This window comes from Micromonospora sp. WMMD987, assembly GCF_029581435.1.
In the GTDB taxonomy this organism is placed as follows: domain Bacteria; phylum Actinomycetota; class Actinomycetes; order Mycobacteriales; family Micromonosporaceae; genus Micromonospora; species Micromonospora rifamycinica.
The window spans coordinates 165,382-179,250 of record NZ_CP120861.1 but is presented as its reverse complement, the minus strand read 5'-3'; the positions used below and the strand labels follow the sequence as shown (position 1 = coordinate 179,250).

Below are 13,869 nucleotides of genomic sequence, written 5' to 3'. Positions count from 1 at the left end.
GGCTGTGGCGGTTTTGCGGGCTACCGGCTGTGGCGGTGGCGGCGGGTGGGGTCAGCGGCGACCAGTCACGGCGGCGCGGGCCGGCCGGTCGGCGTAGAAGGCGGGCTCGGCACCGGGACGCCAGGGCAGGGCGGCGACCAGGACGATCAACGCCAACGCCAGCGAGTTCTCCATCAGCGCGCCGAACAGGCCGTTCTGGTAGTGGGACACCTCGGGCAGCTTGTGCTCGTACGGCCAGATCGGCGAGATCAGGAAGAGCAGGTACAACCCGACCGCCGCTGCCCCGTGCCGCAGCCCGGTCAGCGTCGGGTACCAGATCGGCGGACGCAGGCCGTTCACCCCGGGCGGCCCGCCGAAAGACTGCTGGCCGGTGCGCAGGGACAGCCCCCGGCTCGCCTCGCGGCGGCGTACGGCGGCGTCGGCGAGCACGATGATCGCCGGGATGACCCAGACCAGGTGGTGCGACCAGGAGATCGGGCTGATCACGTTGGCGGTCAGCCCGACCAGGGTGAACGCGGTCAACTCGTCGCCGTCGGCGCGGGCGTTGGCGGCCCGGGACAGCCCGAGGGCCAGGACCAGCACCGAGAAGGCCAGCCAGAGCAGGCCGGGCGTCTCGATCGAGTCGTAGAGCCGGGCCAGCAGACCGGCCAGCGACTGGTTGGGGGTCATGTCGGCGGCACCGACCCGTTCGGTCTGCCACAGCACCCCGCCGAAGTAGGCCCGCGACTCGGTGCCCACCAGGGCGAAGCTGCCCAGGGTGACGCCGATGGTGGTGCCGACGGCGGTGGCGGCGACCCGCCACTGCCGGGTGATCAGCAGGTAGGCGATGAACAGCGCCGGGGTGAGCTTGACGGCGGTGGCCAGGCCGATGCCCACGCCCGCCCAGGACCCGCTGTAGAGCAGCCGCAGGAACGGGCCGTCGGTGTCACGCCCGTGGGTGCCCCGCCGGGAACGCCAGCGCAGCCCCACCAGGTCGGCCATGATCAATGCGAACAGGAGCAGGTTGACCTGGCCGTACCCCAGGGTCTCCCGGACCGGTTCGATGGCCGTGGCCATCGGGGTGGCGATGGCCACGGTGAACCAGAGCGGCCAGCCGAGCCGGTCGACGATCGGCCGCAGCAGCGCGGCGAGGACCACCGCCAGCGCGGCGATGCTGCCGGCCGCGTTGATCCACCCGGCCGCCTCGATCGGCAGGCGGGCCATCGGCAGCATGGCCAGTGCGGCGAAGGGTGGGTAGGTGAAGCCCAGGGTGGTGGTGGGCGCGATGAACTCGTACAACTCGTGCCCGCTCGCCCACCACACCACCGCGCCGTGGTAGATCTTCATGTCGAAGAAGTTGTACGGCCGCCCGAAAGCACCGATGGCGAGCCATGCGGCATAGGCGACGGCGGCCACGATGCCGGTCCGTACGACTGTCCTACGATCGATCCCACGCGTTGCGCGACGGACTGGGGCGAGGCGGTCCGCACGTCTACCGACGGTCGTCGGCATACCGTGGCCACCCCCGTACCAAGGTCGTCCTACCCGTCCAGGTCCGGTAGGGAGCCTAGAACGGCGCCTCACGTTGCTGCCTCCCGCGTTATCCGACCGTGTCCGATCCCACACCAGTTTTTGACATTTCCACCGCGTTAACGGGTGTCGGGCGGTTCAGGTAATTCGTGGCCTTGCGGGGGGTGGCGACCGAATCGACGCAGGTCAGCCGGGAAGTCGACGGGCGGCGGCAGCGGACCGGACGGCGATCCGGGCCTCCCGCCGCGCGGTACGCACCGCACGACCGACCGAACGTCGGGAGTGGCCGATGCGGTGCCCGGCCCGCCAACGCAGGCCCGGCTTCCCCTCGGTGTCGGCGGCGGCGAGCAGCAGGCCCCCGAAGAGCCCGAGGTTCTTCAGGAAGTGGACCTGGTTGTTGTTCCGCCTCGCCGGGTCGTCGTCGTCCCAGAACGGGTGACCGGCGGCGGTGGTGGGCACCAGCGTGCCGGCGAGCACCAGCGCGGCGGGCCGGGTGAACTTTCCGGTGGCCAGCATCAGGCCGGCGGCGAACTGCACGGCGGCGTTGGCGCGGATCAACGTTTCGGTGTCGGTGGGCAACTGCGGTGCGGCCCGCTGGATCAGCGGGGCGACCCGGTCGGTGACCGGCCTGGCCGCCGGGACGAGCCGCTGGGGGTGTTGGAAGTTGCGGGCGCCGCTGACCACGAAGATGCCGCTCAACATGACACGGGCGAGGGAGCGCACGGGTTTCATGGCTCAGTCATACCCCGTCGGCACCCCTGCTATCCGGGCAACGGCTGATCCGGAGCGTCCGGTTACCGCTGGTCCGGACCGGTCCGCGTCGTCGATCCCCACCCGGTCGGGTCGCGGATCCGGGCCGGTGGACGCGATCGGCCCGCCACGCCGAGCGGCGCGACCGTCGCTGATGGACCGGCCCCGACCGGTAACGTCGCGCGGATGACGACCCTGCGGTTGCGCCCCGAGGGCACGGCCGACGCCGGCCCGGTCCGCCGGGTGCTGGCTGCCGCCTTCGCCCGTCCCGACGGCACCACCCCCGGTGAGGTCACGCTGGTGGACGAGCTGCGCGGCAGCGCGTCGTGGCTGCCGGAGCTGGCGATGGTCGCCGAGTACGGCGGCGAGGTGGTGGGGTACGCGCTGCTCACCCGGGTCCGGGTCGAGGCCGACCGGGCGCGGGTCGACGCGCTGGTGCTCGGCCCGGTGGCGGTGGCGCCGCACCGGCAGCGGGCCGGGCACGGTACCGCGGTGGTGCAGGCCGCTCTGGAAGCCGCCACCGAGTTGGGCGAACGGCTGGTGGTGGTGCTCGGCGACCCGGCGTACTACCGGCGTTTCGGCTTCAGCCGGGCGGACCGGATGGGGCTGGTCAGCCCCTGGTCGGGGCTGGGGGAACCGTGGCAGGCGTTGGTGCTGCCGCCCGAGGTCAGCCACGCGCCGCCGCCACCGCGCGGTGAGGTGGTCTTCCCCCCGCCCTGGTCCCGGGTCTGACCGCCCCGTCAGGCCGGTTGGGTACGCAGGTAGCGGCCGAAGTGCGGGACGGTGAAGGCGACCGTGCCGCGTTCCCCGGAGTAGATCAGCCCCTTCTTGATCAGCGCGTCCCGCGCCGGGGAGAGGCTGGCCGGCTTGCGCCCCAGCGCGCGGGCGATCTCGGCGGTCGACACGGCGGCGTCCATGTCGTCCCGCCCACCGCCGTCGACCTCACCCGCCACCGGGGAGAGGACCGCCATCGCCCGCATGTACTCGCGTTCGGCCGGGGTGGCCCGCTCGAACCGGGATCCGAAGAAACCGACCGCCAGCTCTGCCTCCGCCTCGGGCGCGGCGACCCGGACGTCCGCGTCCGTGACCGGTGACCGGGGAGCATGGTCCCAGGTCGCCTTCCCGTACGCCTGGACGAAGTACGGGTAGCCGCCGGAGGCCTCGTAGAGCAGGTCGAGGGCCTTCTGCTCGTACTCGACCTGTTCCCGTCCGGCCGGTGCGCAGAGCGCCCGGTCGGCGGCGATCCGGTCCAGCCGGTCGATCCGCAGATAGCGGAACAGCCGCTCCGAGTACGACTTGGCGGCGCTGAGCACCGCCGGCAGGTGCGGCAGCCCCGCGCCGACCACGATCAGCGGGGCACCGAGCTGGGACAGCTCGTGACAGGCCGCGCAGAGCGCCGAGACGTCCTCCGCGCCGAGGTCCTGCATCTCGTCGATGAACACGGCGACCCCGGTGCCCACGTCCCCGGCGATCGCCGCCGCGTCGGTGAGCAGCTCCACCAGGTCGATCTCGATGTCGCCCGAGTCGGCCCGACCGCTGCTGGCCGGCACGTCGATGCCGGGCTGCCAGCGGTCCCGCAGCCGGGGGGCCGCGCCGGCCCGCCCGGTGGCCGGCGCACCACGTTGCCCGAACGCCTTGAGCACGCCGAGGAAGGTGTCGATCCGGTCCGGCGCGCGGTGCCGGGGGGCCAGCTCGCGGACCGCCATGTGCAGCGCGGCGGCGATCGGCCGGCGCAGGGACTGGTCCGGCCGGGCCTCGATCTTGCCGGTGCCCCAGAGCTTGTTGATCGCCTGCGAGCGCAACGTGTTCAACAGGACCGTCTTGCCGACACCCCGCAGGCCGGTGAGCATCAGGCTGCGTTCGGGGCGACCTCGGGCGATCCGTTCCAGCACCACGTCGAAGACGTCCAGCTCCCGCCCCCGCCCGGCGAGTTCGGGCGGGCGCTGACCGGCACCCGGGGCGTACGGGTTGCGGACCGGATCCACGCCTCGCACAGTATCGGGCGGTCTAGCCGTCGGCCTAGACGTGCGTAGACGGGGCTACCGGCGTGTCTGCGGACCGCGACCGCTGACGTTGTCGACCCGGGTGGCCCACCCGGGCCGTCCACCGCCCGGCCCGTCCGCCCCCGCCGGTGTCGGCCCGGCCCGCTGGTCCGCCTGTGGTCTGCCCCGGCACCGGTGCGATGCCGGTCTCGAAGCGAATCTGCGGCTGTCTAGCATCCACGCTAGACAGCCGCAGATTCGCCTGTTCAGCTCTTTTTGCGCAGGCAGAGCACGTAATCGAAGAGGTCCACCGAGTTGTCGTGCACGTAGTTGGCGTTCGATCCCGGTGCCAACGACCGGCACCGCTCCCCGTTGGTGGAGGCCGGGATCCGCAGCAGCACCTCGTAGGTGTCCGGACCGCACGGCACCTTGCGCAGGTCGGCGTCGTTGGCCGTGCCGTCGTTGACGACACAGTCACCCTTGGTGATCTGGTCCGCTGCCCGGGTCTGGGCCGGGGTCGGCTCGGCGGTCGTCGGTTCGGCGCTCGGTTCCGTCGGCCCGTCCGTCGGCCCCTCTGTCGGCCCGTTCTCGGTCGGCGCGGTGGACGTGCTCGCCACCGGTGCCGGGTCGGCGTTGTCATCGGACGCCAGGAAGAACCAGCCGGCAACCCCCAGGCACGGGCAGAGCAGCAGGAACACCACCAGGCCGATGATCAACGCGATCCGACCACCCCGGCCCTTCGCCGGTGGCCCGCTCGGCGGCGGGAAGCCCGGCATGGCCTGTCCCGGGAAGTTGGGCGGGGGCGGGGCCTGTCCCGGGAAGCCGGGCGGGGGTGCGGCCTGTCCCGGGAAGCCGGATGAGGGTGCGGCCTGTCCCGGGAAGCCCGGCGGGGACGACTGCTGGGGGAAGCCGGCCGGCGGCGGGGACGCCGCCGCGCCGAATGTCCCGGCGGGCGGTGCGCCGAACGCCCCGGCTGCCGGTGCGGCGGTCGGCCCGGCGGGCGGGAACGGCCCCGGCGGCGGATAGCCGGCTCCCGAGGGAGCCGCCGGCTGGCCGGTCGGGGGCAGATAGGTGTCCGGCGGCGGGTATCCGGCCCCGGAGGTAGGTGGCGGGTAGCCGGCTCCGGAGGTAGGTGGCGGGTAGCCGGCCCCGGAGGACGGTGGGGGGTAGCCGGCTCCGGAGGACGGTAGTTGGCTGGTGGGCGGGTACCCGGCTCCTGACGTGGGCATCTGGGTGGTGGCCGGCTGCCCGGCCCCGGACACCGGCAGCCGGGTGGTCGGAGGCTCCGGTGGAGCTGAGATCGGTGCGGTGGGGGGTTCGGCGGCGATGGGTGCGGTGGGGGGTTCGGCGGCGAGGGGAGCCGTCGGTGGTTCCGGTGGAGTCGAGATCGGTGCGGTGGGTGGTTCGGCCGGACCAGCCCAGATCGGTGCCGTCGGTGGCTCCGGTGGCGTAGCGGAGAGGGGTGCGGTCGGTGGCTCCGGTGGCGTAGCGGAGAGGGGTGCGGTCGGGGGTTCCGGCGGGTTGGCCGAGAAGGGCGTCGTCGCCGGTTCCGGCGACGACGCGGCCAACGCCGTGGTCGGCGGCTCTTCCGTACCCGGGAGGAGGGTCGTGGGCGGCTCGTCCGCCTCCCGCAACCCGGGCACGGTCGGTGCCTCCGCCTCCGCTGACCGGATCGGTGCCGTCACCGCCTCGGCCGAGCCGGACCCGGGGCCGGTCGTCGCCCCGGCCGCCGTGGTGGCCACGGGTTCGGTCGGTTGGTCGTCCGTGGCACCAGGAATCGCTGCGGTGGCCGGTTCGTCGGCCGGGTCCGGGGGAGACGGCGGCATCGCAGTGGTCGGCGTCTCGTCGGCGGTGGCCGGCGAACCCGGCGGGATGACGACGGTCTCCGGCTCGCCCGGGATGACGGCGGTCTCCGGCTCGTCGCCGGGGTGCGGCGGCGGTGCGGAGATCGGAGCGGTCGGGGGCTCGTCCTGCTTACCGGCGAGGGGGGCGGTCGGAGGCTCGGCCGGGTCGTGGGAGATCGGAGCCGTCGGTGGCTCCGGGTCGGCCGGGATTCCCTCGGTGGGCTGCTCCGACCCGGAAGGGACGACAGGCATCGTGGGCGGCTCCGGGTCGGCGGGCGGGAGGGGCGCGGTGGGTGGCTCTGGGTCGGGAGCCGGCGGCCGGGGATCCCCGTCGGGGCGGCCGGAGGTGGATGGGCCGAAGGTTGACATTTTTCCCCCAGGGGTGGGCTCAGCGCTGCTTCAGGCAGAGGACGAAGTCGAGGGTGTCCAGCTCGCTGTCGAAGAAGTACCAGTTGGTGTAGCCCTCAACCTTGGCGCACTTCGCCTCGGCATCCCTTTCACCACTGGTCGCCCCGTCGAAACGGCGTAGTACCTCGTACGTCTTCGGGACACACTCGGTGATCATCAGCTTCGGTTTGCCGCCGACCACACCCTCGTTGCGGACGCACTGACCCGCCTCGACGAAACGCGGATCGGCCGACGAGGCGGGGGCGGGGGTGGTGGCTGCCGGACCGGTGGTCGCCGGGTCGGGCTCGACGGGTGAGGTCGGCAGCACGGCGTCGGTCGGGGTCGGCGACTCGTCACCGCTTCCGTACAGGTACCACAGGGCGCCGCCGCCGACAACCAGCACCGCGAGCACGACCAGCACCGTGATCAGCGAACCGCGCCCGCGCCCCGACGTCGGGTCGCCCGGGTGCGCCCCGGACGCACCCGGCGGGTACCGCTCGGTGGACGCGTACTCCCCCGGCCCGGGTGGCCCCCACCGGTCGTCCGGGCGTCGCCCACCCCACGGCTCCGGGGAACCACCCGGTGGTCCGTAGTTCGCCATGCCCGTCCTCCCGCGTGCCGAGATGCCGACCATCCGAAGGACGCCGTCGACGTGGTCACCGTAGCGTGGTCCCGCGATGACCTCACCTTCCTCGGCCGCGACACCCGCCCGGCCCGCCCTGATCTGGATCGCACTGATCCTGGTCTACGTCCTGTGGGGTTCCACCTACCTCGGGATCCGGGTCGTGGTGGAGTCGGTGCCCTCGCTCGGTTCCGCCGCGGCCCGCTTCGGCACTGCCGCGCTGGTACTGGCGGTCGTCCTCCGGCTCCGCCGGGGTCCGGGCGCGCTGCGGGTCGACCGTCGACAGTTCGGCTCCGCCGCGCTGGTCGGGGTGCTGCTGCTCGCCGGGGGTAACGGCCTGGTGGTGCTGGCCGAGTCCGGGCCGCCCGGCGTGGCGGTGCCGTCGGGGATCGCCGCGCTGCTGGTGGCCACCGTCCCGCTCCTGGTGGTGCTGTTGCGTACGGTCACCGGGGACCGCCCGCCGGGATGGACCTTCGCCGGGGTGACGCTGGGTTTCCTCGGACTGGTGCTGCTGGTGCTGCCCCGGGGCGGTTCCGGTGCGGTGCCGTTGGTCGGGGCGCTCACCGTGGTCGCGGCGGCCACCTGCTGGTCGGTGGGGTCGTTCCTGTCCAACCGGCTGCGGATGCCCGCCGACCCGTTCGTCGCCACCGTCTACGAGATGTTCGCCGGGGCGGTGGTGCTCGTCGTGCTGGCCCTGGCTCGCGGCGAACTGCGGGGATTCTCCCCGGGCCAGGTGACGACCCGTTCCTGGCTCGCCCTGGCGTACCTGACGGTGGCCGGCTCGCTGGTGGCCTTCACCGCGTACGTCTGGTTGCTGGCCCACGCCCCCATCTCGCTGGCCTCCACCTACGCCTACGTGAACCCGGTGGTGGCGGTGGCCCTGGGCGCGCTGCTGGTGGCCGAGCCGATCACCGGCCAGGTGCTGTTCGGCGGTGCGGTGATCGTGGCCGGCGTGGCGCTGGTGGTGACCACCGAACGGCCCCGCCGGGTGACCGGTCGCGGGGCGGTCACCGTGTCGTCGCGCCGGTAGCGTCGGGTGCCGTGCCCGTCGGCCCGGAGACTCCCCCGTGACGTACGCCATCCTGGTGACCGCAGCCGCGGCACCTGCCGGTCTGGTGGCGGCCGTGGCGACGCTCGGTGCCCTGGTCGGCCTCGCCGCGCCCCGGACCGCCCGCGCCTTCCCTCCTTCCGCCCCGCCGGATCCCACCCCGCCACCGACCGCGCACGTCACCGTCGCGCCTGCCGCTGCCGTCCCGGCTGTCCCCGCCGGGTCGCTCCGCGTCGTACCGGTCGGGGTGGCGGTGGTGGGGGCGGTGGTCTTCGGCGGGTTGGCCGCCGTGCGGGGGGCCGAGCCGGCCCTACCGGCGTTCCTGCTGGTGGCAGCCGTGGGCCTGGTGCTGGCGGTGGTGGACGTGACCAGCCTGCGGCTACCCGACCCGCTGGTCGGCGCGGCGGCCCTCGGCGGCGGTGTCGCCCTGGCCGGTGCGGCCGTCGCCGCCGGCACCCCGGGCCGCCTGCTCCTCGCGCTGGTCGGGGCCGCGCTCTCCGGCCTGCTGTACGTGGTGTTGGCGCTGCTGCCCCGGTCCCGGCTCGGCTTCGGGGACGTGAAGCTGGCGGCGGCGCTCGGCCTGCCGCTGGGCTGGCTGGGCTGGCCCACCGTCTGGCTCGGCCTGTTCCTGCCGCACCTGCTCAACGGGGTGCTGGTGCTGGCGCTGCTGGCCGCCGGGCGGGTACGCCGGGACACCGCGCTGCCCTTCGGCCCCGCCCTGCTCGCCGGCGCCTGGCTCGCCGTCCTCCTCACCTGACCGGCGCCCCCGCCGCCGGACCCTCCACTCCGGCCCGGCTCTGCCGCGCCCGAGGGAGGCAAGGTGGATCTTGGAAGATTTCGGCCCTCCCGGGGGCCGTTTCCCACCAAGATCTACCAGCGGGCCATCCCGACGCGGGGGTGTCAGATCAGGCGGAGCTGGCGGTCCTTCGGCCGGCGCGGCTCGGCCTCGCCGAACCGTTCGAACAGCCCCGGGTCGACGACGTCCAGGAACGGTGACGGTCGACAGTCGCGTTCCGTGCCGTGGCGTACCCGGCGGGCGGCGTGACTGACGTAGAGGCGGTCCTGGGCGCGGGTCAGCCCGACGAAGAACAACCGCCGTTCCTCGGCGATCGCGTCGTCGTCGGGTGTCGATCCGGGCCAGCGCAGCGGCAGCAGGCCGTCCTCGACGCCGACCAGGAAGACCACCGGGAACTCCAGCCCCTTCGCGGCGTGCAGGGTGAGCAGGGTGACCGCCTCGGCGCGCGGGTCCAGCGCGTCCACCTCGGCCCCGGTGGCGAGCTGGGCGAGGAAGAGTTCCAGGTCGTCGCCGCAGCGTCGGGCCAGCGGGGTGAGCAGGTCGACGGCGGTGCGGACGTCCTCGGGGCGGACCGTGCCGGCGGCGTCCAGGGTGGGTGCGGCGAACCGTTCGGCGAGCACCTGGCCGGCGAGCCGGACCCGGGCGGGCAACCCACCGGCCAGACCGTCGGCGTGCCGCAGTTCCCGGGCGATCGCGAGGACACCGGGCCGGTCCCGGAGCCGGTCGTGGGACCGCTTCTGCACGGGGATGTTGGCCCTGGCCAGGGCGTCCACGATCGGGGCGGCCTGCGCGTCGGTGCGGTAGAGCACCGCGATGTCGGAGAAGGACAGGGTGGTGGCCCGGCCGTCGATGCGCCCCGAGTCCAACGACCGGTGGGAGAGGCCGCCGACCATGTCGTCGACGGTGCGTACCACGAAGTCGGCCTCGTCGGCGACGGACGCCGCCGGGTAGCGGCCGACCAGCGGGGCCTCCGGGTCGAGCCGGGCCGGGTCGAGCCGGCGGCCCCGGACCAGCGACGACGGCGCGATGGCCTGTACGGCGGCGGCCAGGATCGGCGCGGACGAGCGGTAGTTGCGGTTGAGCCGGACCAGCCGGGCGTCGGTGAAGTCCTCGGAGAACCGCAGGAAGTAGCCGACGTCGGCACCCCGGAACGAGTAGATCGCCTGGTCCGGGTCGCCGATCGCGCAGAGGTTGCCGTCGGCGGGGCTGAGCAGCCGCAGCAGGTCGTACTGGACGGGGTCGACGTCCTGGTACTCGTCGACGAAGATCCACCGCCAGCGTTCCCGGTACTCCCGGACCAGCTTCTTGTCGCCCTGGAGCAACGCGACCGGCAGGGTGAGCAGCTCGTCCAGGTCGACCAGGTCCTGCTTGCGCAGCAGCGCCGTGTAGCGGGCCGGGTCGTCGCCGGCCTCCGACCGGGCCGCCGCCCGCTCGGCGTCGTCGGCGATCCGGAAACCCTCCGGCAGGCCGGCCGCTCCGGCGTTCTCCCGCAGGATGCTCAGCCCGAGCGCGTGGAAGGTGCCGACGGTGACGTCCTCGGCGACCGGGCCGAGCAGCCCGTCGAGCCGGTGCCGCAGTTCCTCGGCGGCCCGCCGGGTGAAGGTGATCGCCAGGCACTGTTCGGGGAAGACGTTCAGCTCGGCACAGAGGTAGGCGATCCGGTGGGTCAGCGTCCGGGTCTTGCCGGTACCGGGCCCGGCCACGATCAGCAACGGGCCGCCCGGCGCGGAGGCGGCCACCCGCTGCATCGCGTCCAACCGATCCAGCAGGCCGGTGCCGACCTCCTCCATCCCGGCGAGCATCGGCTCGAACGGCTCGTGCGGCGAGGGGGTCGAGGCGATCGGTGGGGGCGGCGGGGCCGGTGCGGGCTTCGGCTTCGGGTCGGCCTTCGCCGCCGCCGGTCGCCGGGTCTTCGGTTTCGCCGCCGGCTCCGTCGGCCTGCGCTGCGCCGGCACCGGTACGTCGAACAGCGTCTCCTGCCCCGAGCCGGCGGCCCCGCCCAGCTCGGCCGGGTCGAAGAGGGTGATCACGCCGTACTCGCCGTCGTAGCCGGGCACCCGGCGCACGTCGCCCCGGCGCAGTCGGCCGATGCCCTCGGCGAGCAGCTCCCCGCCGACCCGGCCGATCTCGTCGACCGGGGTACGGGTGAGGATCTCCAGCTCCGGGCCGAGCGCGGCGACCAGCTCGTTGAGCTTCCCCTCGACCTTCTTGGACCGGGGCCCCACCTTGTTGATCTCACCGAGGATCTCGGCCAGCGGCACCAGGTGGGTCACCTCGCGGGCGTGCTCCGGGCGGTGCCCGTCGGGCCGGTCGGCCAGCTCCTCGACCCGGCTGAGCACCCCCACGGTCAGCGGCTTGCCGCACTCCGGGCAGCGTCCGCCGGCCGCCCGGGTCCGCTCCGGCGACCAGTTGACGCCGCAGAGCCGGTGCCCGTCGGCGTGGTACTTGCCCTCCTCGGGGAAGAACTCGATCGTCCCGGCCAGCCCGTCCCCGGTCCGCAGCGCGTCCCGGATGGCGAAGTAGTCACGGGCCGACGAGAAGACGGTGGCCTCCCGGGCCAGGGCCGGCGGGGAGTGCGCGTCGGAGTTGGAGACCAGCCGGTAACGGTCCAGGCTGCCGACCCGCCAGTTCATCGCCGGGTCGGAGGAGAGCCCGGTCTCCACCGCGAAGACGTGCCCGGCCAGGTCGGCGTAGCAGTCGGCGATCGCGTCGAAGCCGGACTTCGAGCCGAGCGCGGAGAACCACGGCGTCCAGATGTGCGCCGGCACCAGGTAGCCGTCTTCGCTGGCGTCGAGGGTGATCTCCAGCAGGTCCCGGGAGTCCAGGCCGAGGATCGGCCGGCCGTCCGAGCCGAGGTTGCCGATCCTGCCCAGCGCGGTGTTGAACCGGGCCACCGCGTCCAGGTCGGGCAGGTAGATCAGGTGGTGCACCTTGCGGGTCCGGTCGTCCCGCTTGTAGATGGTGGAGATCTCCACGCTCAGCATGAACCGGACCGGGTCGGCCTCCGCGGCGTCGGCCAGCCGGGGCGGCAGCCGCCGGGCGATGTCCGCCTCGGCCTCCGGGCCGAGCCGGTACAGGCCGGGCTCGGCGGGTTGCAGGGTCTCCCGCAGGTGGTCGTACCAGGCGGGATGGGTGAAGTCCCCGGTGCCGAGCACCCCGATGCCCTTGCGTCTGGCCCACCAACCGAGATTGGGCAGGGTGAGATCGCGGCTGCACGCGCGGGAGTACTTCGAGTGGATGTGCAGGTCCGCGACGAACGGCGGGACGCCACCAGGGGGAGCGGCGTTGAACGGAGGCACGCCGCATCCTGTCACGGCCGGTCCACTACCCGCCTGCCGCCACGCGTACGCGTGAGGAGGGCAATCCGGTGCTGGACTCCACCCGCCGGACGCGCTATAAGTCGGGCTCTCCACCCGTTCGGACAGGTCACGGGGCGCGCAGCTCGACCAGGGTCACCTGCGGCGGTGCGCCGACACGGACCGGCGGCCCCCAGAAGCCGGCCCCGTTGGTCACGTAGACCTTGGTGCCGTCGACCTCGCCGAGCCCGGAGACCACCGGCTGCTGGAGCTTGACGGCCAGGTTGAACGGGGCGATCTGACCGCCGTGGGTGTGCCCGGACAGTTGCAGGTCGACGCCGAACGTCGCCGCCTCGCGGGCGGCGATCGGCTGGTGGGCGAGCAGCACCACCGGGCGGCTGACGTCCCGGCCGCCGAGCGCGGCGGTGAAGTCGGCGGGGCCGGCGACGCCGGTGCCGTCGGCGGTGACGTCGTTGATCCCGGCCAGGTCGAGCACCCCGCCCCGGGCCCGGATCTCCTGCCGTTCGTTCTGGAGCACCCGCAGGCCGAGCCGGTCGACCTCGCGGACCCACTCCTCCACGCCGGAGTAGTACTCGTGGTTGCCGGTGACGAAGAAGCTGCCGTACCGGGACCGCAGGTCACGCAACGGCTCGGCGGCCTCGCCCAACTCGGCGACCGAGCCGTCGACCAGGTCACCGACGACGGCCACCAGGTCGGCGTCCAACCGGTTGATCATCGCGACGATCCGCTCGGTGTGCACCCGACCGCGCAGCGGGCCGAGGTGGATGTCCGAGACAGTGGCGATGCGCAGGCCGTCCATGCTGCGGGGGAGCTTGGCCAGCGGGATGCGTACCCGGTCGAGCTGTGGCGGCCCCAGCGCGGTGCGGACCCCGTACCCGGTGATGCCGGTGGCGGTGAGCCCGGCGAAGATCGCGGCCCCCCGGGCGAGCAGCAACCGGCGGGACTCGTCGTGGTCGGGCCGGTCCACGGCCTCGGCGGCCGGCGGGTCGGCGCTGCCGGCCGCACCGACCAGCGCCGGTTCCGGGGCGGCGGCGGTGGCCTCGGCGGTGGCGCTGCGGCGACGCAGCACCAGCCGGGTCACCGCCATCGGCACTTCCAGCACCACCAGCACGATCAGCAGGTAGAACATCACCGCGAGCCAGAGGTAACCGGGCCAGGCCAGCCAGAACGCCCCGGCGACCTGGGTGCCGGTCATCGTCGCCGGGACGAGCACCGCCAGCACCAGCGCGACGACCGTGCCGACCCGCCGCCACCGGCCCGGGCCGGTGGTGTCCTTGACCAGCCGCTTCCACAGGTAGAAGTGGATCAGCCCGGTGATCAGCGCGAGCGTGCCCACGAACCCCAGAATCGCCAACACGGCAGCCTCCCTCAGCCGCCCGCGAAGGGAGGCAGCACGTCGATCGTGGCCCCGGCCGGCAACGGTGTCTGACGATCATGGCAGGCCACCCCGTCGACCAGGAAACTCGCCACCTGGAGCACCGCGGCCAGCCGGGGGCCGTGCCGGTGCGCGAGTTCGCCGAGGAGTTCGTCCAGCGGGCGACCGGCGGCTGCGGTCTCCTCGCTGCGGCCGGCGGCGGCCCGCGCCCCGGCGAAGTACCGGACGGTGAGGTGCAC

Annotated in this window: 11 protein-coding genes; 3 read left to right on the top strand and 8 right to left on the bottom strand. The window is 73.7% G+C overall.

Annotated features, from left to right (window positions below):
* Positions 1-51: 51 nt before the first annotated feature.
* The gene (locus tag O7612_RS00700; RefSeq protein WP_282269513.1) at positions 52-1,491 is read right to left on the bottom strand and encodes a glycosyltransferase 87 family protein; all 1,440 of its coding nucleotides are present in this window, start codon (positions 1,489-1,491) and stop codon (positions 52-54) included.
* A 204-nt stretch (positions 1,492-1,695) separates the two neighbouring features.
* Entirely contained in the window at positions 1,696-2,241 is a 546-nt protein-coding gene (locus O7612_RS00695) for a DoxX family protein (protein WP_282269512.1), read from the bottom strand.
* A 204-nt stretch (positions 2,242-2,445) separates the two neighbouring features.
* Between O7612_RS00695 and O7612_RS00690 the strand changes: the two genes are divergently transcribed.
* Positions 2,446-2,991 carry an N-acetyltransferase gene (locus tag O7612_RS00690; RefSeq protein WP_282269511.1) on the top strand — a complete coding sequence of 182 codons (546 nt, stop codon included), beginning with the start codon at positions 2,446-2,448 and terminating at the stop codon, positions 2,989-2,991.
* Between the two features lie 8 nt (positions 2,992-2,999).
* On the opposite strand, the gene O7612_RS00685 is transcribed toward O7612_RS00690, so the two are convergent.
* The 3 genes from O7612_RS00685 to O7612_RS00675 form a co-directional block, all read right to left on the bottom strand.
* Positions 3,000-4,244, bottom strand: coding sequence for an ATP-binding protein (locus tag O7612_RS00685; protein WP_282269509.1), 1,245 nt, complete (start codon positions 4,242-4,244; stop codon positions 3,000-3,002).
* A 263-nt stretch (positions 4,245-4,507) separates the two neighbouring features.
* Entirely contained in the window at positions 4,508-6,337 is a 1,830-nt protein-coding gene (locus O7612_RS00680) for a hypothetical protein (protein WP_282269507.1), read from the bottom strand.
* 136 nt (positions 6,338-6,473) lie between these two features.
* Positions 6,474-7,073, bottom strand: a complete 600-nt coding sequence (locus O7612_RS00675; protein WP_282269505.1) for a hypothetical protein — start codon at positions 7,071-7,073, stop codon at positions 6,474-6,476.
* 76 nt (positions 7,074-7,149) lie between these two features.
* Between O7612_RS00675 and O7612_RS00670 the strand changes: the two genes are divergently transcribed.
* Both O7612_RS00670 and O7612_RS00665 read left to right on the top strand, forming a co-directional pair.
* Positions 7,150-8,124: an EamA family transporter gene (locus O7612_RS00670; RefSeq protein WP_282269503.1), complete on the top strand. Its 975-nt coding sequence runs from the start codon at positions 7,150-7,152 to the stop codon at positions 8,122-8,124.
* 37 nt (positions 8,125-8,161) lie between these two features.
* Positions 8,162-8,899, top strand: coding sequence for an A24 family peptidase (locus O7612_RS00665; protein WP_282269501.1), 738 nt, complete (start codon positions 8,162-8,164; stop codon positions 8,897-8,899).
* Between the two features lie 143 nt (positions 8,900-9,042).
* Here O7612_RS00665 and O7612_RS00660 read toward each other — a convergent pair whose 3' ends face one another.
* From O7612_RS00660 to O7612_RS00650, 3 genes are all read right to left on the bottom strand, one after another.
* Positions 9,043-12,237 (bottom strand): UvrD-helicase domain-containing protein, encoded by a 3,195-nt coding sequence (locus tag O7612_RS00660; RefSeq protein ID WP_282269499.1) that lies wholly within the window; start codon positions 12,235-12,237, stop codon positions 9,043-9,045.
* A gap of 127 nt (positions 12,238-12,364) precedes the next feature.
* Positions 12,365-13,612, bottom strand: coding sequence for a metallophosphoesterase (locus tag O7612_RS00655; protein ID WP_282269496.1), 1,248 nt, complete (start codon positions 13,610-13,612; stop codon positions 12,365-12,367).
* Positions 13,613-13,623: 11 nt separating this feature from the next.
* Positions 13,624-13,869, bottom strand: a complete 246-nt coding sequence (locus O7612_RS00650) for a MoaD/ThiS family protein (protein ID WP_282269494.1) — start codon at positions 13,867-13,869, stop codon at positions 13,624-13,626.